This window comes from Cellvibrio sp. ATLC23, assembly GCF_057196725.1.
The window spans coordinates 649,180-671,978 of the sequence record NZ_JBXUOS010000001.1 but is presented as its reverse complement, the minus strand read 5'-3'; the positions used below and the strand labels follow the sequence as shown (position 1 = coordinate 671,978).

Genomic DNA, 22,799 nt, shown 5'->3' with positions numbered 1-22,799 from the left:
TGCCTCCTTGTGCTCACTAGCACACTAAGCTCACTCTGATTTGCCAAGAATGGTTATACGCGGTATAAGCTTTCTTACTATTCACTCTTATGCAGCCGCACTCTTGATTTATATATTTACACCCACCACTAAACCTTTTCATCAAACCAACCTAAGCATCAATTCAAACTAGATTAATCAGCGCCCAACCTCAAATTACTTGCGTGGTGCGAACAACCCGAGGAGACAAGGAGTATGAATATTTTTCTTCGCAACAACATTCACATCATTGGCCAAGGATCGAGAGTACTTGTTTTTGCACACGGTTTTGGCTGTGATCAAAACATGTGGCGTTACTTGACGCCCGAATTTCAAGATCAATTTAAAATTATTTTATTTGACTTGGTGGGCAGTGGAAAATCTGACCTATCAGCCTATGATTTCACCAAGTACTCATCATTGAACGGTTACGCTTGTGACCTTATTGAAATTATTGATGCAGTGACCGATCAACCTGTTATTTTTGTTGGACACTCGGTAAGCGCAATGATTGGCTTAATTGCATCTGTAACAGCCCCAGAAAAATTTGTTAGCCAAATCATGATTGCCCCTTCACCTTGCTACATTAATGATCATGACTACATCGGTGGCTTTTCGCGTACTGACATTGAAGAGCTATGCGACACCATCGATAGTAACTATCTTGGTTGGTCCAGCTCAATGGCACCAGCCATCATGGGCACACCAGATCGTCCCGACTTGAGAGAAGAATTAGCCAATAGTTTCTGTAGAACTGACCCTGAAATTGCCAAGCACTTTGCTCGAGTCACGTTTTCATCTGACCATCGTCGACTGCTGCCGCAATCAACAACCCCGGCATTAATTCTGCAATGTAGTGATGATTTCATTGCTCCTTGCAGTGTAGGGGAATACATGCTCCAAAAAATGCCGGCAGCGGAGCTCTGTTTAATTACCAATGTAGGACACTGCCCTCACCTAAGTTCACCCCATAAAAGTACTGAAGCCATCATGAATTACCTCTCTAAACATTCTGACTGACCATCGCATTATGGATTCCATTCCAGATATAGCCTCATCTTTCGAGTATGCCGCTTGTGGCTTGGTAACTACCGAAGTAAATGGCACTATCCGCCGAGCCAATTCAACTTTTTACAAGTGGATAGGATTCAGCGAAACAGACATCGTTGGAAAAAAGAAAATACAAGAACTCTTCACTGTTGGAGGGCGCTTTTTTTATCACACCCACTGGGCACCCCTATTACAACTGCAGGGTTCGGTAGCCGAAATACTAATCGATGTTGTAAGTAAAGACGGCACGCCAATCCCTATGCTAATCAACGCCGTGCGTCAGCAATACAACGATAGCAGTTTTGATCAATTAGCATTCTTTATTGCTACTGATCGAAAAAATTACGAAAGGGAATTATTGGCAGCGAGAAAAAACGCTGAGGTTTCTCTTGGCGCCCTAAAAAAAACCCAACAAGAATTAAAGGAAAGCAGAGATCTGTTAAGTATCGCCATGCTCAGTGCGCAAATGGGAGTCTGGTCAAAAAATCTTGTCACCCAACACACCTGGTGGAGTACCGAACTATGCCAACTCACCGGCTTTAATGCAGGCTATTTTGAAAGCAATGAAGAACCATTAGCGCAACTGATCCATTCTGATGACCAAGCTCACTTTTTGAAAGTAATAGAACAATCAATCACCAGCAAAAAAGACTACTCCATTCAGTTTAAATTGGCCCATGCAGATGGCTCCTGGTTGACAATGGAATGTCGAGGCCATGCGATCTATTCAGATACAGGCGCTGCACTATCTGTATTCGGTATTGTGATTGATGTTTCTGAACGAGAAAAAGTGGAGCGCAAACTTTACGAGTTAAATCAGCAATTAAAAATTGCTGATAACCGCAAAGATGAGTTCCTCGCGACACTGGCACATGAATTACGCAACCCTCTAGCACCCATGCGCAACGTATTGGAGATTATTAGAATGAAGGAGGCCCAGGATCCATTTCTCCACTGGGCTCGAGAAATTCTCGAACGGCACCTCTCGCAGATGACTCACTTGGTTGATGATTTGATGGAAATTTCGCGCATATCCCAAGGACGCCTGAAATTACGCAAACAGAAAATCGATATCGCTCAGCTGATACAACACGCAATTGAATCTGCCTATGCGATAATGGAAAAATCCAAGCACACCTTCACAATAATTAACCCAGACACCCCAATCACCATCAATGCTGACGCCACGCGGATAATTCAGGTTATTTCCAACCTATTAAATAATGCCGCCAAATACACACCGGAGGGGGGTACAATTTGTTTAAAAGCTTTTCAGGAGGACGATGAACTTGTCCTATCGGTACTTGATTCAGGTATTGGTATACCGCCCGAACAACTCTCCAACGTGTTCGGTATGTTTTCGCAACTCACACCAGCCCTTGAACGTTCTCAAGGTGGGTTAGGTATTGGCCTAGCTTTAGTTCAAGGGCTAGTAGAGCTACACGGAGGAAGCATTATTGCGCACAGCGAGGGCGAAGGGAAAGGTAGTGAATTTATTGTTCGACTCCCCATCGCTGAGTCCGCCCCGGAAACATCCATCATTCCTGAAAATGCAACTGTAACGCTGATGACAAATAAAAAGATTTTAATTGTTGATGACAATACAGATGCAGCTGACAGTCTTTCAATGCTACTAGAATTAACTGAACATAAAACGCGTGTAGCTTATACTGGCACCAGTGGTATTAGTATTGCAGAAGAGTTTTTACCCGATGCAATTTTACTGGATATAGGTTTACCCGACATCAATGGTTACGAAGTTGCCCGCCGTATCCGACAACAACCTTGGGGTGAAAAAATATTTATTGTTGCCGCCACCGGCTGGGGTCAAAGCAAAGACAAAGAACTCGCTAAAGATGCAGGCTTTAACGGTCACTTAACCAAACCAATTGATATTAAAATACTGACTGCCCTGCTCAACGAGATCGGCACATAAACCGTGGATTAAGAATCAGCGCTAATATCCCACTGGATTCTTAATAAACTCCCACACTATCTTGCATCCAACACTCCAACTCCCTGCCCGCTTTTTCGCGACTGCTGATATCTCATCAAGTTTATTACGATCATATAAATTTCCGTTAAATATGACCGATTCAATTGCCAGCGTATTGCGAATATCATTTAAAGGATTTTGATTTAACAGAATCAGATCCGCGAACATGCCTGGAGCAACAGCACCATACTGTTCTTGCAAGCCAAAATATTCAGCAGGTAATACTGTCGCTGCACGCAATGCCTCGACAGGTGTAAGACCTGCGATTACCAATTGCTCTAATTCATCGTGTACAGTGATTCCAGCAACAATATAATCTGTTCCCACTAATACTTTTACCCCCGCGCGATGAGCAGCACCCGTTAGCTCAAGACCTTTATGATAAAAATCACGATAGGTCTGTCGTGCTATCGGTGACGGATCTTCACTAATAACCTTATTAACATCCTCAAGCCATTGCCATTTCATTAATGGATGCAGATAACGCAGAATTGGATCTTCCAAAATAAGCGCGTCCTCACCATAGGCATCCACACGACGAGTGAGATGTGTTGGTACGTACCAAGTACCTGATTCTTTCATCTCTGAAAAAATTGCGGCGGCCATCTGCGGGTCATGCTGATCCAACATTTGACGACGATCTTCGCTCCATGTTCCTTTGGTAACCGATTCACGCAACGCAGCACTGCCCGGAAAAGATTCATGCAAAATAAATCGTGCATGCTCGATACTTTTTTGATGCTTCGCCACTTCAATTGCACTGATCGCAAGCGGGCGATGCCCGACCACATCGACACCCACCTTTTTCGCTTCATCTACCAATGCAAAATAAACCTCAGGGGCAATGTAATTGTAGACTTTGATTGCATCGACTTTGCCCGAATAATAGCGAACAAATTCCCTCACCTGCTGCTCCGTAGCAACGCCAAAAAAATCTGGCAATCCTTTAATTTTCTTATGGATTCCGGGGCCGTTTACATGCCAGCTTGCTATGCCTTGTATGCGCGGCCCCACCAATTGATCATTATTCGCCTGTGCAGTCCAGCGTTTGAAATCTTCTGGGCACGCGGCAAAGGGGTCATTCGCTTTAGGGCAACTCGCCATATCCCTGACATTAGTAACGCCGTAGCCGATATAGAGCGGCATATCCAAAAGCGGCGTTACTTTATAAACATGGGTATGCATATCCCATAATGCGGGCATCAAAAAACGATTTTCCCCATCGACACGAATAGCATTTTGAGGAAGCTCAATCTCATCAACTGAACCAACAATCTGGATACGTTTTTGATCAATTAACACTGTTTGATTAGACAGGATCACACCAGCGGCGACATCGACAACCGAGGCATTCACTATTGCAACTGGAGCGTTCGTTTTAATGGCATCCACTGTCGCGATTGGCCAAAACACTCCAACAGCAAAAAGTACAAACAACAGCAGTATCAACATAAGCAAATATAAAAGTGCCTGTCTTAACATCCTAAGCATCATTGACTACATCCTTTTGGTTCTTTTTCATTATGGAGATAAGCCGTCAAAACTTCACAATATAGTGAATAGCAACACCCTACCCGCACCAAGAGCTTGAAGCAAGAGAGAAAATGTAATCTAATCCAGCTATACACAAGTGTGGCGAAGCCTATACTCGGCTGCGACTAACCACCTATTCTTACTTGGCGACATTCGGTCATATTTACCTCAGTCCATAATAATGATTCCGTATTTACGGAGGTAAAAATGAAACTATTAAGCACAATTCTTGCGATCGTATTACTGTTGCTATCGGCGCGTTACGGCGTGCTCTATTTGGATCAGCAAACTCTGCTTCAACAATTAGCTCAGCAACGGGCAGATTTTGATGCGCGCTTGCAGCTAGAACGCGACAACCATCAAAAAGCAATTAATGACTTGCAGGATTTTATTGCCTTTGGTCAAACGGCGCTGCCCGCCACTAATAAAATAGCTGCTGCCAACTCCAATGCAACAACAACCACAACTAGTGCATTTGTGAGTATTCAACAAGAAAACCTTAAACGAACACTGGAAAAAAAATATGCGCTGCTTATGTCAAAATTGGCGCTCGCAGGATATGCACGCAGTGAACTGCAGGATCTACTACTGCAGCGTGAGCAAATTTTAGGGGCGAGCAGCATAGGTTATTACTCGTCACAAGCCGACACCGAAGAAGCTATTCGCAAACAGCAAGAGAGCCTGGCCGAGATTGATAGAAAAATTGCCCAGCTGCTCAACTCACCAGAAGACAGAAAAACCTATGAACTGCTCAAAGACTCAGCCTACGAGCAATATCAAATGAACAATTTTTTTGATCAGTTACAGACCGAATCACCTATCCCAAGCGAAAATCGCGAAGCGCTGCTACTGAGTAAATTAGAGCAAAAGCAAGAGTTTAATCGCTATTTGGAAACCACTGGACAAACCATCGCCAATGCAACAGCGGCAGAAAAACCATTTTTAATTGAAAAGGCACATGAAGCCTTGCATGACTATAAAGACAATTATCTCAACACTGCTCGGGCCACCTTAACTGAAGCGCAATACGATGCGCTGCGTGAACACGAACAAAAACACTTTAATGAAATGTGGGAAAGCTTGAAGGCGGGATGGGGCGCACAGTAGCATTGAGTAACGCATATTTTATAACCCTCTCTGTTGCCAGAGAGGGGCTACTGATTTTTGCGAGCCGATTATTGTTTGTTCATTATTATAAAAAAATCAGAAAGCCGTAACATCTGACTTGCTAACATCGCAGTATGCAGTGTTCCAGTACTCGCCATACTTGGTAGACTCGCTACCTTTTTGAACGCCCTGGAACTCTTCACACACTTTTGGTGAGCCAGATTTGTAACCTTTAATTTTCAGATTGCGAATCGTTGCTTTATCACCAAAATTACGGTTCACTCCCGCGATGCTACCAATGGTTCCATCAATTGTGACATTGTTGATAACCACATAACGTGGGCCGCCATTGCTTGAACAATTACCGCAAGAGCGCCACAATTTTCCATTCACACCCTTGGCAGTAAACCCATTGGTAATTTCAAAGGTACTGTTTTTGGAATTGTGCTGGAAAACTTTATCGGGTTTTGAGCCTGGGGAGTTACTAGTGTTGTTGTACGCAGAACCGCCTGAAATAGTGAATTTAGTACCACTACTCAATAGCGAAGCTGCATCTTCACAAATATCTTCCCACACCACATTCTCTGCACGACAAGCACCGCTCGTACAGTGAATCCCATCAGCACCGCCACTACCAGCAATGCGCACATTTTTAATGGTCGCATTTTTCAAGGTAATAACAGGTGGCTGTCCTTCTGCGTCGCCGGGGCAAGTCAGACCGATAGTCTTGCCACCGCAATCGACGGTTTTGTTCTCAATTACCGCTCCGGCTTTACACTCAGCACTACCGCCGGTTGAACCCGAACTGGATGCAACAGACGAACTGGTGGACGACACTCCGGTACCGCTGGAAGGAATCGAACACTCTTTTACTGATTTAGCAGGAATCGGATCAGAACCAAAAGTAGCTACACTACAACTAAACGAACCATTTAGCACTTTGTACACAAACTTGTCGTCCGCACCAAACGCAACATTAGTTGCCTTAGATACAGAACAAGTTTCGCCAATCTTGCAGATGGTGGTATAGCCACTCGGACGATTGGCTGCCAAAACAGCGGCAGAAGCACCAATCAATACGGTTGTTATCATTATTTTTTTTAACATACTAAAAACTCCTAACTCCAGAGAATAGAGAGGAGCAGATTTTGCAAATCGCGTACTACCAATGTATGCATGATGAACACACTCCACTGACCGCGAAGAACATAAACTGCTGGTTTATGCCCGCAAAAATCCTAGCCCGATTAGAATATCTAGCTTCTAGATACATGTAAATATGATTTATCAGTAGGAATTTAATAAATTTATTGGTAACTTAGCTAAACGCAAATTAGATCTCCTTGAGACATAAGGTTTTCAAAAAAATAAACGCGCACCACGGCAGTGGCATTCCTATTACCTGTATTGATTAACAACTTCAAACACGCAACTTTCCGCTACCAATCGTAACAGCGGGCCGTTTTTTATCGCCTAAAAAAATATCCTATTTTATGAAAACCACTTCACCATTGCTGAAAACATTAAAAACCATTTTTTTGGGACTATTCCTTAGCTGCATTCTTACGCTATGGGGCTGCGAAAAAAATAATCCGCCTATAAACACAGCCAAGATTGATACCAACCAGCAAAACACCACCGTCATCCAGCATTTACAGGTGCAAAACCCTGCTTTTTTTGCCGCTTTATACAATAAAGAGCAGGTTTTTATTTCCGGCAGCGACGGCACAATAATTCAGGCTGACATAAACCCAGCTGCCACAAAAACGATTCAATGGAGCGCAGTAAAAACACAGTCGAGCGATAACATTCTTGCCATCGCAAGCGCTCCAAACAATGCCCAATTTGTTGCAGTGGGCGAAAATGGATTGATCCTCCACTCAACTAAGCAGGGTAAAAACTGGCAAAGAAAAATTAGCCATACCGACAAAAAATTAACAGCAGTTATATTTGACTCGGCACACCAAACCTGGATCGCTGGTGGTGACCAAGGTGTGCTATTACGTGGTACAACAACCGATACTGAATGGACAAAAATCGATACTCGCCACAATGTTAATCTGAGCAATATCTATTATTTAACAGAGCAAAAAATACTTGCCGCAATCGGAGAAAATGGCCTGTTGATGCTATCGCGGGATGGCGGAAACCAATGGCAAACTATCACCCTACCCACCTCTGCCGCACTGGTAAAACTGGTTGCGGTGGGTCGCACAATAATAATTGCCTGTGCAGATGGCACCTTGTTGCGCAGTGAGAAAGACTGGGAAGACTGGCAGCTAATTAACACTGGCAGCTCAGCTTATCTCACTGATTTACTTCATGATGCGGCACACAACACTCTGCTGATTATATCTGCTGATGGTGAAATTATTATTTCCGATGATGGCGGAAAAACATGGGCACCAGTGGCCGAAACCAATGAATACCTCACCGATATATTGGCACTAAAAAATTCAGAAAAACTAATTGTCGCCGGAGCAAACGGCATGCAATTAATATCTGATAACGGCGGCCGCACCTGGAGCAAGCTCCCGCCATTAACGTCAGCAAGTATCCATGGGCTTATTGATATAGATAATCGTCGCGTCGTCGCCTACGGCGAGGGCGGCCTGTTGATGCAATCAGATAATGCGGGTGAAAACTGGCAACTTGTTCATGCACCAGTTACCGGTTTTGTACATCAACTAATTCAACTCACTACCGGCAATTGGCTAGCTGTAGGTGCCAAAGGTTTGTTACTGACTAGCAACAATCAAGGGCAAGATTGGCAACCTATTGATTCAGCACAACAATCTAGCGATTATTTTTTCTCAATTATTCGCGATAAAAAAACTGACGCACTGATTACTGCTGGCCCACCTGGTACAGTGTTAACATCTAATGATCAAGGCCAAAGTTGGCATGTTCGGTTTTCACTGGGCGATATTAATCAAGGGTATTTCCACCAATTATTGAGCGATGACAAAGGTACCATCGTCGCGCTCGCCGGCCCAGGCAACACTCATTATTCTCGCGATTCAGGTACAACCTGGGCGGCAAGCGAACACGACAACAATAAACATTTATTTGCCGGAATCTACGACGTAACACATCGCCAATTTGTCGCTATCGGGCAAGCGGGAGCGATTCAAATTTCACAGGACGGAAAAAAATGGACAAGCATAACCGCCCATATCAGCAAAAATTTACACGCGATTTATTTCACTAAAAGCACAGTTTGGATTGGTGGCGAGGAAGGATTACTGCTGCGCTCGAACGATGCGGGATCAACCTGGGAAACCATTAATACCAATACCCGGCATACAATTCTCAGTATTGTTGCATTGCGCAGTGGCACACTGCTCGCAACTGGCAATAATGGTTTGATTTTGCGCTTAGCCAATTCTGCTAGCGAGTGGCAAATTATTGCTAATCCCACCCAGGATGTCTTACGCAAACCTGTGCAAGACCCTGCAACCGACATTATCTATCTCGCCAGCCGGAGCGGCGCCATTCTTTACTCCAGAGATGATGGCCAACATTGGGCTACAATGGAACCTATCACTCAAGCATCCATTAAAACATTGGCGATAGATTCCGCGAGCAACGCCTTGCTAGGTGGCGGTGAACGCCTGGTGAGAATCCCACTGCTCAATCCCGAATAAAAGCGGCGGCATTTTTATAGCTACACCGATAAGAATCTACTGATAACGGGCATATCATGAAAAAAAGTATCTGCAAAATTAGCACAACATCTATTGCAACAATGCTCTTTACGCTGAGTGCCTGCCAAAATACTGTTCATACATTACAGCCACCCTCACCATCCGCCCAGCTAACCGGGGTGACATTTGAACAAAGGCCGCTGGCTAATGCACAGATACAATTAGTGGATTCGCAGGGCAAACAGTTGCATACGACTAGCGATGAATCCGGGCGCTACACTTTATCTTTAAACGGTATTACTGCCCCCCTACTGCTTTCAATAGTTGCTGAAGGTAAACCAGAGGATTGCAATCAAAATGCAACGCTGCGCCCTATTTGTATGGCAGCGGTTATAGACAGCTTTTCTACCGATCAGCAACAAGTCGGCAACATTAATCCGCTCACTGATCGCATTGTTTCTGATGTTGCGGTTGCGCAAGGGTTTATCGGCCCACAACAATGGGTAAACAGCAAGTCCATAAAATCACTCAATGCAGCCCAATTACACACAGCGCAAACTGAGTTGCGCAAAGGGTTTAAAAAAGCATTACAGCAAGCAGGCATTAAAGATGCGAATCACTTTAACCCTGCCACTTACCCAATGCAGAAAAATGATGGCCTAGCAGAACTGCTATCTCTCCTGCACCACAACCGTAATTACGATAACAATACCGGTGAAACTGGCCATGCCACACTGAGCGACATCAGTTTTCGCCCTATCGTCGGATTAAAAGCAGATGGCATTTACGAAACGTTTGATTTTAATCGGGCGCAGCAAGAGCGGCAAAAAATCCTATCCGCGCAAAAGCGTATTTTTGTTGTAGGTGATTCAACCTCAGCGGTGTACGAACAGCTACGTTATCCACGAATGGGCTGGGGCCAAGCATTTGCCGCACAGTTTAAGTCAGACAGCGACGTGCAAGTAATTATCGGTTCACGCTCCGGGCGCAGCTCGCGGGATTTTTATAATGGCCGTTGGTTCGCGCAAATGGAGCCATTAATACAGCCAGGCGATTATGTATTTATTAACCACGGCCATAACGACCAAAATTGCGACTCCAGCAAACCGGTGCGCGGCGCGGCAGATGTAAAAAATCTCTGCACCTACCCCAACAACAGTGAAGGCCAACCACAATATCCCGATGCACAAGCTGAACTTTCGTTTCAACATTCACTGGAGCGCTATATAACAATCGCGCGCGAACGCGGCGCAAAGCCAATTTTATTTACACCGACTACGCGCATCAAGAATGCGCAGGGTCAACAAGCCACACCAGTGGTGCACAGCCATTTCACCAAACAAAATACAAACAATGGTTATTTATTTACTGGAGATTATACGCAAACGATTAAAGACACTGCCACCGCTAACGCAGTGCCGCTAATCGATCTGGAAGCGGCGAGTATTGAATTTGTTAATGGATTAGCCGCTGGTGAGTGGAAAAACTATTGGCTGGTGGTTGACCCCGCCATCAATCGTTTTTATGCCAATAATGTTGCTGGTAGCAAGCAGGCGCCCGATGGCACACACTTTCAACAAAATGGCGCTGAGGCAATGGCGGAGTTAGTTGCGAAAGAAATTAAAACCAACAAAGAATTAAAAAAATTAGCGGAATACTTAAAGTAGTTACGTTCACTGGCTACTTAACAGCACATCTATTTTATGTAAATGTGTTATTAGAGAGGAAGATGGCAATTTCAATACAGAAAAATATTGCTCTGCCATAGGTGCAATACCGCAATTACCCGGTAGTTGCATTTTCTGCTCGATCATAAAATACATACGCGGTAAAAATATAAATTGCAGCCATTGCGGAAAGCTCATGGTATCAACTGCAAACGGCTGTTCACTTGCCAGCGCCTCTGCCGAAATCATTTCTGCATCCCAGAGCTGCAAATAACGCAGTTCTTTTTCAACATCGATTAACAGTTCAGCGACGGAAATGTAAATGTTGCTCATAGGATTCTGTGATTTGTGTTGTTGGGCATTGTTGGGCATCGCTGCGCTCAGCACCAAGCTACAATTATTTATGAATAATCTGGGTAAACGGTGGCAGCGAATTTAAAATCGCCTTGCCGTAACGCTTGGTAATAATCCGGCGATCCAACAAACTGATTTTCCCGGTATCACTTTCCGTGCGCAACAAACGCCCGCAGGCTTGAATTAATTTAAGCGATGCATCGGGCACGGTTATTTCCATAAAGGCATTACCACCGCGCGCTTCAATCCATTCCGACAGCGCCGCCTCAATCGGATCATCTGGCACCGCAAAGGGCAACTTGGCGATAATTACGTGAGTACAATACTTGCCAGGCAAATCCACACCCTCGGCAAAACTTGCCAAACCAAACAACACACTGCCGTGCCCGTCATCGATTCGCTTTTTATGTTGAACCAGCATTTCCTGCTTGGAACTATCGCCCTGAATCAAAATAATTTCGCGCAGTTCGTCAGGCATATCCTCAAACACATCGAGCATTTGTTTGCGCGATGAAAACAACACCAGACTGCCCGCATCCGGATCAATTAAATTGGGCAAGTCATCGATAATAGCGAGCGTATGCACATCGGCATTGGTTGCCTCTACCGCTGCGGCGGGAATTTCCAGTGTCGCCTGTTGAAAATTAAACGGGCTGGGCACCACTTGGTAGTGCGCATCGTTCGGCGTGCCTGCACGCATTTGAAAGCGGTGAAAATTACCCAGCGCCGTTAAAGTTGCGGAGGTAATCACCGCGCCGCAGGCTTTTTCCCACAAGCTGTATTCAAGGGTTTTTGCTGCCACTATAGGGCTGGAGCAGACCTCCAAATCCATATTGCCACTGCTATCAACTGGCGTTAACCAGCGCGCTTTAGGCACCGATGTCGCTTTATCGGGCGTGGCAAAGCTGGCCCACAAATCGCGGTTGGCATCGGCGCGGGTTTGCCACGCTCCGAGAATCGGATAGTGATTTTCCAAATCAATTTTGGGTACCGGGCAATGGGCATCTTCCATCGCCTCGTTTAATTCATCGCACATTTTTTTGAGCAGTTCACTCAGGCGATCAAAGCCTTTGTATAACTCCACGCAGGGAATAATTAAATCGGGTGGGATAACACCATTTTCAAAGCGATAGTGGGATTGGCGATCATCAAACGCGATGGATTGTGCAAGCTGTTCAAACACGGGATACAACTGATCCAACCGCTGCTTGCAGTCAATTAATGCGGCGGGAAGTTGTTCGCCGTAGCGATCCACATTGCCCGCACCGCTGATTACACCCAGCATAGCGCCAAGAGATTTATTGCATTGATCCAACCATTTGCTGGTGGAAAGCATGCGGCTGTGATGAGCAAAATGATTGAGCGCTTTTTGCGGTAGATGATGACCTTCATCAAATACGTAAATCGTATCCTCCGGTGCGGGCAAAATTGCGCCGCCACCGAGAGCGAGATCAGCAAGAACTAAATCGTGATTGGTGACGATACAATCGACCGAGTGCATCGAATCGCGCGCTTTAAAAAAACTGCACGCCGACACATTCGAACAGCGGCGCCCGGTGCATTGGCGATGGTCGGTGGTAATTATTTGCCACTCGTTCTGCTCCAGCGCTTGTGGCCAGGTATCGCGCTCACCGTTCCACTTGTTTCCCGCCAGGGCATCCATCATGGATTGATAAAGTTTAATACCTACTGCAGATACACTGGGTAATTCATCTTCATACAATGCACGGGTAGGATTAGCGCCGCTTTCGTATTCCGCAATCACATTATCGAGTTTGCTCAAACACAAATAACGGCCACGCCCCTTTGCTAAGGTAAACGAAAATGACAAACCGCTGTTGCGATGCAATTCGGGTAAATCTTTATTAACAATTTGCTCTTGCAACGCCACGGTTGCGGTAGATACCACCAGTTTTTTACCCAAGGCTTTTGCCATAATAATCGCCGGCAATAAGTAGGCGATGGTTTTACCCGTGCCTGTACCCGCCTCTACTACGCAGATATGGCCACCGGCGCGCTCAACAATTTCGCGGTGATTTTCGTCATCTAAGCTAATGCTGCCGAGGGTTTTGGCAATTTCGGCAATCATTAATTTTTGGCCATAGCGGGAGGTTAAGCCCTTGTTCTCCAAAAATTGGCTGTACGCACTTTGAATTTGTTTTTTGAGCGCATCAGTTAGCATTAGCGATTTTACTCACCACAGCATTGGCATAAATACCTAAGGCAATTTCACGCTGACCACTGGGAATTGCATTTATGCGCAACTCAAACTCTGCTTTTTCTGCACGCAATTTGGTTGGGTCATAGGTTATATTCTCAGCGCTATATTTTACTGCAGGCACTTTGCCGTGCAGCATTTCGTAGGCAAAACAGTTGGTTGCGTGCAATACATAATTACCGAGAATTTGGTGGTCTAACGCTGCCATTAATTCGTCGGTATCCGCGTAATCGCCATCGAGTACATCGCCAAAGGCCAAATGCACATTACCTTTGTTACCACCAATACCCAAGGCAATACTTTTAACATCTTCGTGTTCTTCTTTTTGATAAGAACCTTCGGTGCGCTGCAAATATAATTCGCGCGCTTTAGCCGCGTCGCAGGGGTCAAGCTCATAAGAAATCGACACAGGAACTATGCGCAATTTGCGCAGATAATCCCCCAGAGTTTCAGTTTTAGGTTTGTTGAGCGCAATCATGCCCAACACGGCAGAGTTAGTTTTATCGCAGCCATCTTTTGCGCGACCTTCACGCTGGGCGATCCAGATACTAGAGTGCTCGTTGCAAATCGAGTGATAGATGTAACTCGACAAATATTTTGCCGCTTTTAATTTTTCACGCGGCGCTTTGGCAGAGCGGTTGACGATAAAACTTTTGTTGAGACGCATCAAATCTGACACAAAAGGCTTGGTGAGCAAATTGTCGCCAATGGCGATGCGCAATGTATTGCAATCGTTGTGATACAACACCCAATTCACAAATGCCGGGTCCATCGTAATATCGCGATGATTACTAATAAATAAATACGGCGTGTGTTTATCCAATTTTTCCAAACCGGAAACGCTAAGCAATTTCACCCGGGTATTGATCATACCCTCCATGTAATTTGCAACTACGCTTTGAAAGCCTTTGACATCGTTAATGCCGGCCAATTGCTGCGCGAGCTTCATGCGCGCAAGCGGTTTTAGCAACCAACCTAACCAGCTGTACAGCCCTGGAAATTTTAAGCGGGTTACCGCATCAGCCAATTCAGGGTCAGCTAACATGCGCTCGATTGTGGGGCGAACTTCATCGTCACGGTAAGGACGGATATCATCAAATTCATTCATAGCAGGAGATCATCACTCGAAGGTCAAACATAGACGTTAAGTCTGGCACAGAACTGCAGACGGCGCGCCGAACTGAAATGGTGCCGCGCGCTTGGCTTATTGGCTAAAGCCAGCGAAAATAGCCGCACAAAATACCGAAAAGAGCCGCAAAATGCCACCAAAACCGCCCCTTAACGAAGCCCATACGCACTGCCCGTGCGGAAGTACAAAAGCACTGAACAGCTGCTGCCTACCATTTATCGAGAGTGCATGCCATGCCGTCACGGCAGAGCAGTTAATGCGTTCTCGCTATACTGCCCACGTGCTTCTGGCGACTGACTACCTCTGGGCTACCTGGAGCCCGGAGCAGCGACTACGTTCAAGTAAGGCCGATATTCAGGCTTGGGCGGAAAGTTGCGAATGGCTGGGGCTACAGATACTCAGCACCCAACAAGGCCGCGCAGAGGATGACAGTGGCACAGTGGAGTTTATCGCCCTATTTCGACAAGAAGGACAATTACATCAACACCATGAAATCTCAGAATTCAAAAAAGTACTGGGAAAATGGCTATACATCGACCATCAAACATAAAAATTGAACAAGAATTACAAGGAAATGTGACTCAAGCACCGATCCGGATAAAAAATCACCGCTCATCTCACCCAACATTCGACTCATCGACTTTGGCTGCATAAACTGTGCGCAGCGTCATAAACTACAAAAGCAATAAAAACGTCTACACTCATTCTTGTCATATAGATACAGCGCCGCTTACACGCCCTATGAAAATTCTCCTGGTTGAAGACAGTGCAACTCTCCGCTTTGCCATGCGCAATTATATTATTGATGCAGGTCATGAACCCTTGCTTGCCCGCAGTGGTGAAGAGGCTCTACAACTGCTGGAAAATACGCCCGTTGATATGATTATCATGGATGTCGAAATGCCCGGCTTAAACGGTTTTGAAACCACCCGTTTAATACGGGAATGGCTCGCAGGCCACTGGATTCCGATTATTTTTGTTACCGGCTTAAATGAAGATGAAAATTATCGCGAAGGGATTGAGGCTGGCGGTGATGATTATTTAATCAAGCCAGTAAGCTATATGATCATTAAGGCGAAAATTCGCGCAATGGAGCGCATCGCTGAAATGCGAGACCAGCTCAATCAACTCAATTCCGAACTGGAGGCGCTCAGCCAACTCGATAGCCTCACCCAAATTTATAATCGCCGCACCTTCAATGAATTAGCACAGCAGCAGTGGGCACTGGCAAAACGTCACCAACAACCGATCAGCGCGCTGATGATTGATGTTGATCATTTCAAACTATTTAATGATCACTACGGCCACCCGGCAGGCGATGCCTGTTTGAAAAAAGTAACCCACGCAATAAAAAGTTGTTTGCACCGCAGCTCGGATATTTTAGGGCGTTACGGGGGTGAAGAATTTGTGGTGCTGCTACCGGAAACAGATGCCAATGGCGCTATGCGTGTTGCGCAAGCGATTAGCGAAGCACTGGAGGATTTGGCACTGCGCCATGATGTATCACCCACTACGAATTTCGTTACAGCCAGTATTGGTGGCGCAACTTGCTTGCGCACAACCGGCCACGATTTGGAAGAGCTGATTAAAAATGCTGACCGTGCGCTGTATAAAGCCAAACGCGCCGGGCGCAACCGCAGCTGGGTGGATGAAGTCGCAACACACAAAACTTTATTGCTCGCCGACACCAATCAGGATTTGATCAACCATTTCAGTGGCCATTTACAGGCACATTTTAATTTGTTGATTGCAGACTCCCAGCGCGAATGTTTGGAGCTGGCCGTAGATTTACACCCGGATTTAATTTTGCTAGGTAGCAGTATAGCGGAGACAGAAGCAGGCGCTGAGCTGTGTAAAATTTTAGCGCGCACCCCTAAAACAGCGAGCATTGCGATGGCGATTGTAAGTGAAGAAACCAACAGCGATGAAACAGCACTGGGTAAAAAATTAGATATTGACCACCTATTTGATAAAACCCTCAGTGGGCCAGCCCTACTAAACAAAATTGTTCAAGTGTTGCACTAAACTTAACCAACCTATTTCCACTGAAAAAATTCGCACATAAAAAATCCGCTGTTGCACTGCATCAGCGGATTTTTTTATTGGCTAAACTAAAAACTTTTATCAGTGCGAACGCAATGAGTTATACCAACGCACTTCGCGCGCATACTTATCCACTTGATCAACCACATCTAATACCAAGGCAAACAACGCCATACGCACCAATACACCGTTATCGGTTTGACGGAATATCGCTAGGTTCGGGTTTGCATTTAAGTCATTATCCAACTCGTTGGCATCGGCGCGAGAGTCGCGCGGCAGCGGGTGCATAATCACTGTATTAGGCTCACAGTATTGAGTGTAAATCGATTGATTTAAACGAAAGCGCCCGCGATACAAGTCCGCTTCATCTTTGCTCGCAAAGCGCTCCTCTTGAATACGAGTGGAGTATGCGATATCGATATTGCCAATGCTCTTATGCAGATCATCGGTCACCAACACTGCATGCCCTGCTTTGCGCAAATCTTCGACGATGTATTCCGGCATAGCCAATTCTTTGGGCGATACCAAGGTCAGACTGATATTGTTAAATACACACAATAATTTACACAATGAATGTACGGTGCGACCGTGTTTTAAATCGCCGATCATGGCGATACGCAAACCGTCGAGGGTGCGATTTTTAGAGCGCAATTCTTTACGAATGGTGTACAAATCCAACAGCGCTTGCGTGGGGTGCTCATTGGCACCATCTCCACCATTGATCACCGGTACCCGACTGCCCTCGGCAAATTCAGCCACAGAGCCAGACTGCGGGTGGCGCATACAAATCACATCGCTATATCCCGACAGAACCCGTGCAGTATCAAACAGCGATTCACCCTTAGTGAGCGATGAGCTTTCAAATCCGGTCGTCTCACGCACATTGCCGCCCAACAGGTTGAACGCCGAACCAAAGCTCACCCGGGTGCGTGTACTCGGCTCAAAAAACATATTGCCCAGAATCGCACCTTCCAGCACCCGCGTGACCTTGCGGCGCAAAGCATAAGGCTCCATGGCATCGGCCACATCAAAAATACGCTGAATATCAGCTCGTTCAAATTGCGTGATAGAGAGAATGTGCGCGCCGGTAAAAATCACAAGAGTTCCTTAGCGGAGACCGCTGGCCAGGAAAGGCAAATGCCTGAAAGTAACAGTAGAAGATGTAAAACGGCGACATTTTAGCGACAGTGCGGCGCGATACCAACGGCATATGCAAAAAAAATCCAACGCGCCGCAGTATTCATCGCACCACTAATCCCTGCGGGAATTAATCGACCGGAATTAAGGGAACCAACTCGGTATCTGCTCGCCGCTCTTTAGTCGGTAGCGAAGGTATCAACCGGGCCAAGGCTGCCTCTGCAGTCGCACGGTAAGTGGTCAACTTACCGCCCATAATGGATAACACCCGCGGATGCGCTTCGTTATCCACCGCAAACATCACCTCACGCGGGCGCGCAAACGCGTTTTTGTCGCTCTTGGGTAATACACGCAAACCGGCAAAGGTTTCTATGCCCTCACTTGGAATCGGTAACTGCGGAAAATAATGGCGTAAAGTTGCCAGCAAATACGCCTGCTCCTCTGGCGAGCAGCCAGCCTGCTCTGGCACACCATCGTGCACTTTTTCGGTGGTACCCACCATTAACTTACCTTTCCACGGCAAAACAAAGACCGCGCGCTTGTCCTGAGGCGCTTCTACATAAAAATATTGGTCCAACAAGGGGGGCAATAACAAATGGCTGCCCTGCACTAACTCGATGGGTTGTGGTGCCATCGCCGGGGTAATTCGCGCCAATATTTCATTTGCCCAAGGCCCGGCACAATTCACCAGCACCCGGCAGCTAATTGATTGGATGCTGCCGCCCTCTGCTATCTCCACCTTGCAACACTGCCCATTGCGCTCAGCCCCCACAAAGCGCGCGGGCATCATCACATCCGCTCCCAATACGATTGCCGACTGCAAAACGGCGCGCGTTAAAGCGGCATCATCGGTCTGCGCTTCTTGGTAGCGAAAGACGGCTTTAAGCCCTTCCTGACGCAACCCTGCCAAACTTGCCCAATCATTTTGCGGCAACCGCTTAAACAGGGAAGTCTTATTCAACCCTGCCAATAGGGCATACATACTTAAACCCGCGCGAATGGTCAGCGGCGAGCGAGTCGATTCTTGATAAATGGGAATATGCAAAGGCTGCAGCTTGACCAGCTCAGGTGCAAGCTTTAATAACAGCGCTCGCTCGCGCAGACTTTCACGTACCAAGCCAAACTGACCCGATTCCAAATAACGCAATCCGCCGTGAATTAGTTTGGATGATTTACTCGATGTGCCCGCTGCAGGTGCTGTTTGCTCAACCACCAACACCGAATAACCCGCAGCAGCGGCTGCCTGCGCAACCCCTGCCCCCTGAATGCCTGCTCCAATGACGACTATGTCGTATTTCATTGTTGTTATTCCGTAAAAAGGACAGGGGAAGTATAGATCAGAGCTGTAAAAATGTTCGACGCTAAAACGTTACCTAAGCAAACTTTATTTATCTATTGGGGTTTTTAGAAATGATGAAACATTGTTTAGCTTATCCAGCTCGGATGCGATAGGTAAGGATTTTTCGGCAAAGGCGAAGACCAGTCGGGCATGAACCATGGCTGTTTTTTGCATGTTTTCATCACCAAGCGAAGCCAACGTATGCAGGGCTTTTTGCAGGCGAATAATCACCTCAATCATCGCGGCACCGTCGCGGGCAATGGGATTGAAGGCATCATCAAACATATCCTCCAAACACACCTCAGGAACTGCAACACGATCATACTGAACATCAGGAGATTCTTTTTTCTCCAGCTGAGTGCTCACGCAGGGCGCTAGCAAGCGCACCAATGATCCAATAATGCCTATCGCCGTGCCTGGATCATTTACGGCGGGCGACAATGCTCTGCTGGCTATTTCCGATAACACAATCAACCCAAAACGCGGGTCATCGTCAAATGTTCTGTTTTTTCCAATCACAAAGGCATCGGTGAGTTTGTCGTGCATTGTGTTTATTTGGTCAACCGCAGCGTGGCCAGAAGTCGATGCAAATCGAACATACATCAACGGCATATCCGGCGTAGCAAATTTGCCCGGTAGTGATGCCACTTCGATTTGCATATTTTCTTTTTCAGCAACGGATTGAAGCGCAGCAATATCTATTCGCTGAATATAACCAATATCCGCGCCGTACACCGGCAAGCCATCGGTACGCCCCTTCGCTTTTACGCCGCGCATAAACGGCTGCGCTAAGCGCCGGCACAGAGATTGTTCTGTTGCCAATTCAACCTTTTCAATAATAGTGCTTAACCGGCCCAACTTTGCAATGCGATCAACCCAGCGAATAAAACCGAAAATCACCAAGGCGAATACAAAAATCGTAATCACAAAAAGTGCAAACCGGCCAGCATCTCCGTAATAGCCATTCATCAGTGCTATTTGTGCCACGATACTGAAAATAAATGCGCCAATAAAAGTGGACAAGGCATTTTGCGAAACATCGTCTGCAAGCACTAGCGTGAACGAGCGCGGAGTAGCCGCGTTGCTCGCCGATTGATAGGCAGACAGCATTGAACCCACAGCAAATACCGCGATGACCAACATACTTGCCGAAATAATCGATAAGAGTGTTTCTATAGTCTCCGCTTTCACTTTAGGAGCCAATTCAAGTATGGGCATTTGATCTGCCATTTTGGTAAGAAAGGCTACAGCAATAGAGATAATACAAATCGCCAATGGCTTTACCCACAGCATTTCGCTTATGCGGCGCAATAAAAATCTAAAATAGTCATTCATTAACTTTATCGTTCCTTTTTAGTCAAGCATTGGAAGTTCACGATACAAACGCTCTACCAATTCTTTACCGTGTTTTCGCTCCAGTTTGCGCACGATAAAATGCCCGCGAGCCATATCCTGAAAGTGATCGATAAAAATAGTGTTAATAATTGCACCACCGGCAGCGCCGATAGCAGGAATCGCTTGCGCAGCTGCCTTTTCGGTCACCTGCACACCAAACCGTTTGGCCACCATGGCGATAAACTTAAGCAACAATGGCGCGCCTTCATCGGCTAATTTATTACTTGCGATAAATTCTGAGGCCGCGGCGATAGATTGGGCAAGTGTCGCACGCACCGCATAATATCCACTCTCGGCTCCATCGTCAGATTTGCTGTTACCGCCAAGTGCAAACACTTCCAAACAGGCCAGTTTTGTTTCCATTACCGAAACGGATTCACCTTCACTTCTGGCAATATCCGCAATTGAGCGCAGCATAATTGAAGTAGATACAGGTAATTCAATCGATATAGCGGCAATACCAAAAAAGCCGCCTACCCCGCCACTCACCGCCACGCCCAGTTTGTGCCACAAATTCGATGACTCCTCGCCGGGAATATCTTTCATGGTAAAAATTGCAGCCTGCGACGCTTTGAGTAACGCCGCTTGAGTGACCTGGCCAATATTTTTATTCCAACTATCGGGCAATAACGCCAAACCTTTCTCGATCGGTGTGCCGATGAAATTAGTCACCTTGGCAGCGACACCCGGGATTTCCAATAAATTTTTAGCGACTTGCAATTCTTTTCTGTCTTGTTCTGAAAAATATGAATGCGTCATTTTCTCCGCGCCCGATATTTGGAAATTAATATTATCGTCAGGATTAAACTTTACACTGCAACTAGAATCCACTTGGTACTAGCGCGCTATCTACGCCAAAATTTTTCCATGAGGGGTTTTACACTCGTGCCGTGCACAATAATTGAAAGGGTGACGACGACAAGAACAAATTGAATTAACTGTTCCGCTTGTGGCCGATCTAATCCGTGTTGAATGGCATACATCAAATAATAGATTGAACCTATGCCGCGCACACCAAACCATCCGATCATGCCGCGCAATTTCCAGCTGGTACTGGTGTTAGTTAGCGTTAAAAACACACTCAACGGACGCGCCACTAAAAACAAAAACAGCGCCAGCCCGATGGTTTGCCAATTCCAAAACTGAAACGCCAGCATCCCCCCCAGTAAAAACACCAACAACATTTCTGATAGGCGTTCAAGATGTGCACCAAAAATTAATGACTCCACACTGATAATTGGTGGTTCAATATCATCTGCCTCCTCGGGTTGAGGAGTGGCATTTAGTTTCGCGGCTTCATTCTCACGTGAGTAACATTCAGATAATTTCAATTCGGTTTGGCGCAATGCCACACCAGCAAAAAAGACCGTCAGAAAACCCCATGCATCAACCATCAAACTGATGCCGTATACCGCTGCGATCAACCCTAAACCGGCCAGATCATCGAGAATTTCATGTTTATATTCGCTGCCACGCAGCTTGAATCCGATGCGGGCTACCAACATCCCACCCAGAATACCGATGGCGATAGCGGCCGAAGTCGCCCACAACACATCCAGCGTTATCCATTTCCACCCTGCCTCGCCTAAGTCGTGCAATCCCAGAAGCCCCAAACCCAGCATCACAAACGGAAACGCCGTCCCGTCGTTCATGCCTGCCTCACAGGTAAGATTAAAGCGTAAGCGATCTTTATCGCCCGGGTGGCGCGATTGCACATCAGTCGCTAATACCGGATCTGTGGGCGCCAATATCGCTCCTAACAACACTGCCAGGCCCAACGAAAAACCCAAAAAATAATACGCAAATAGCGCCACCATACCCACGGTAAGCGCCATCGCGACCCAAGCAAGTAACACAGGCCTGACCCATCGCTTCATCGTGACCGGCACCGGCATTTTGATACCCGCTGAAAAAAGCGAAATCAACACCGCGACTTCCGTCAGTATTTCCAACAGAGCGGCTTCTTTTATCGGACTAAAGTAAAACAATTTGAACACCATCGGCCCGGCAATCAGCCCGACGACGAGGTAAACAATGGATGAACTAAAAGGGGATCGAGCGAGCAGCGTAGAGGTTAAACCACGCCCAAGCATGAGCACGCCAATCAGTAAAAACCAGGTGCCGGTTTCCATAGGTACATTTCCCAAAGGTACTCGTTATTCAATC

17 protein-coding genes are annotated in these 22,799 nt (G+C 46.3%); 7 read left to right on the top strand and 10 right to left on the bottom strand.

Annotated elements, in window-relative coordinates; all coding sequences use genetic code 11:
* The first annotated feature begins 234 nt into the window (after positions 1–234).
* Together AC2CG4_RS02740 and AC2CG4_RS02735 are read left to right on the top strand one after the other, a co-directional pair.
* Positions 235–1,038, top strand: coding sequence for an alpha/beta fold hydrolase (locus AC2CG4_RS02740; RefSeq protein ID WP_484484795.1), 804 nt, complete (start codon positions 235–237; stop codon positions 1,036–1,038).
* A 10-nt stretch (positions 1,039–1,048) separates the two neighbouring features.
* Complete coding sequence (locus tag AC2CG4_RS02735; protein WP_484484794.1) at positions 1,049–3,004, top strand: hybrid sensor histidine kinase/response regulator; 1,956 nt, start codon at positions 1,049–1,051, stop codon at positions 3,002–3,004.
* A gap of 21 nt (positions 3,005–3,025) precedes the next feature.
* Here the strand turns inward: AC2CG4_RS02735 and AC2CG4_RS02730 are convergent, their stop codons facing one another.
* Positions 3,026–4,516 carry an amidohydrolase family protein gene (locus AC2CG4_RS02730; protein WP_484484858.1) on the bottom strand — a complete coding sequence of 497 codons (1,491 nt, stop codon included), beginning with the start codon at positions 4,514–4,516 and terminating at the stop codon, positions 3,026–3,028.
* 288 nt (positions 4,517–4,804) lie between these two features.
* On the opposite strand from AC2CG4_RS02730, the gene AC2CG4_RS02725 reads away from it, so the two are divergent.
* Entirely contained in the window at positions 4,805–5,704 is a 900-nt protein-coding gene (locus AC2CG4_RS02725) for a hypothetical protein (RefSeq protein ID WP_484484793.1), read from the top strand.
* 96 nt (positions 5,705–5,800) lie between these two features.
* On the opposite strand, the gene AC2CG4_RS02720 is transcribed toward AC2CG4_RS02725, so the two are convergent.
* Positions 5,801–6,811 (bottom strand): pectate lyase, encoded by a 1,011-nt coding sequence (locus AC2CG4_RS02720; protein ID WP_484484792.1) that lies wholly within the window; start codon positions 6,809–6,811, stop codon positions 5,801–5,803.
* 386 nt (positions 6,812–7,197) lie between these two features.
* On the opposite strand from AC2CG4_RS02720, the gene AC2CG4_RS02715 reads away from it, so the two are divergent.
* Both AC2CG4_RS02715 and AC2CG4_RS02710 read left to right on the top strand, forming a co-directional pair.
* Positions 7,198–9,351, top strand: coding sequence for a WD40/YVTN/BNR-like repeat-containing protein (locus AC2CG4_RS02715; RefSeq protein WP_484484791.1), 2,154 nt, complete (start codon positions 7,198–7,200; stop codon positions 9,349–9,351).
* A 56-nt stretch (positions 9,352–9,407) separates the two neighbouring features.
* Complete coding sequence (locus AC2CG4_RS02710) at positions 9,408–11,018, top strand: GDSL-type esterase/lipase family protein (RefSeq protein ID WP_484484790.1); 1,611 nt, start codon at positions 9,408–9,410, stop codon at positions 11,016–11,018.
* A gap of 6 nt (positions 11,019–11,024) precedes the next feature.
* Here AC2CG4_RS02710 and AC2CG4_RS02705 read toward each other — a convergent pair whose 3' ends face one another.
* The 3 genes from AC2CG4_RS02705 to AC2CG4_RS02695 form a co-directional block, all read right to left on the bottom strand.
* A complete protein-coding gene (locus tag AC2CG4_RS02705; RefSeq protein WP_062065419.1) occupies positions 11,025–11,351 on the bottom strand; it encodes a YqcC family protein in 327 nt (108 codons plus the stop codon).
* 64 nt (positions 11,352–11,415) lie between these two features.
* Positions 11,416–13,554, bottom strand: coding sequence for an ATP-dependent DNA helicase DinG (dinG, locus tag AC2CG4_RS02700; protein ID WP_484484789.1), 2,139 nt, complete (start codon positions 13,552–13,554; stop codon positions 11,416–11,418).
* A complete protein-coding gene (locus AC2CG4_RS02695; protein ID WP_484484788.1) occupies positions 13,544–14,698 on the bottom strand; it encodes a 1-acyl-sn-glycerol-3-phosphate acyltransferase in 1,155 nt (384 codons plus the stop codon). The genes dinG and AC2CG4_RS02695 overlap by 11 nt, the downstream gene beginning before the upstream one ends.
* Before the next feature lie 151 nt (positions 14,699–14,849).
* Between AC2CG4_RS02695 and AC2CG4_RS02690 the strand changes: the two genes are divergently transcribed.
* Positions 14,850–15,269: a YchJ family protein gene (locus tag AC2CG4_RS02690; protein ID WP_484484787.1), complete on the top strand. Its 420-nt coding sequence runs from the start codon at positions 14,850–14,852 to the stop codon at positions 15,267–15,269.
* Between the two features lie 191 nt (positions 15,270–15,460).
* Positions 15,461–16,744 carry a diguanylate cyclase gene (locus AC2CG4_RS02685; protein ID WP_484484786.1) on the top strand — a complete coding sequence of 428 codons (1,284 nt, stop codon included), beginning with the start codon at positions 15,461–15,463 and terminating at the stop codon, positions 16,742–16,744.
* 99 nt (positions 16,745–16,843) lie between these two features.
* Here the strand turns inward: AC2CG4_RS02685 and AC2CG4_RS02680 are convergent, their stop codons facing one another.
* From AC2CG4_RS02680 to AC2CG4_RS02660, 5 genes are all read right to left on the bottom strand, one after another.
* Entirely contained in the window at positions 16,844–17,860 is a 1,017-nt protein-coding gene (locus AC2CG4_RS02680; protein ID WP_484484785.1) for an aspartate carbamoyltransferase, read from the bottom strand.
* A gap of 169 nt (positions 17,861–18,029) precedes the next feature.
* A complete protein-coding gene (locus AC2CG4_RS02675; RefSeq protein ID WP_484484784.1) occupies positions 18,030–19,199 on the bottom strand; it encodes a glycerol-3-phosphate dehydrogenase/oxidase in 1,170 nt (389 codons plus the stop codon).
* Between the two features lie 84 nt (positions 19,200–19,283).
* Positions 19,284–20,573, bottom strand: a complete 1,290-nt coding sequence (locus AC2CG4_RS02670) for a DUF2254 domain-containing protein (RefSeq protein WP_484484783.1) — start codon at positions 20,571–20,573, stop codon at positions 19,284–19,286.
* 18 nt (positions 20,574–20,591) lie between these two features.
* Complete coding sequence (locus AC2CG4_RS02665) at positions 20,592–21,392, bottom strand: EcsC family protein (protein ID WP_484484782.1); 801 nt, start codon at positions 21,390–21,392, stop codon at positions 20,592–20,594.
* Positions 21,393–21,478: 86 nt separating this feature from the next.
* The gene (locus tag AC2CG4_RS02660; RefSeq protein WP_484484781.1) at positions 21,479–22,765 is read right to left on the bottom strand and encodes a cation:proton antiporter; all 1,287 of its coding nucleotides are present in this window, start codon (positions 22,763–22,765) and stop codon (positions 21,479–21,481) included.
* Positions 22,766–22,799: the final 34 nt, after the last annotated feature.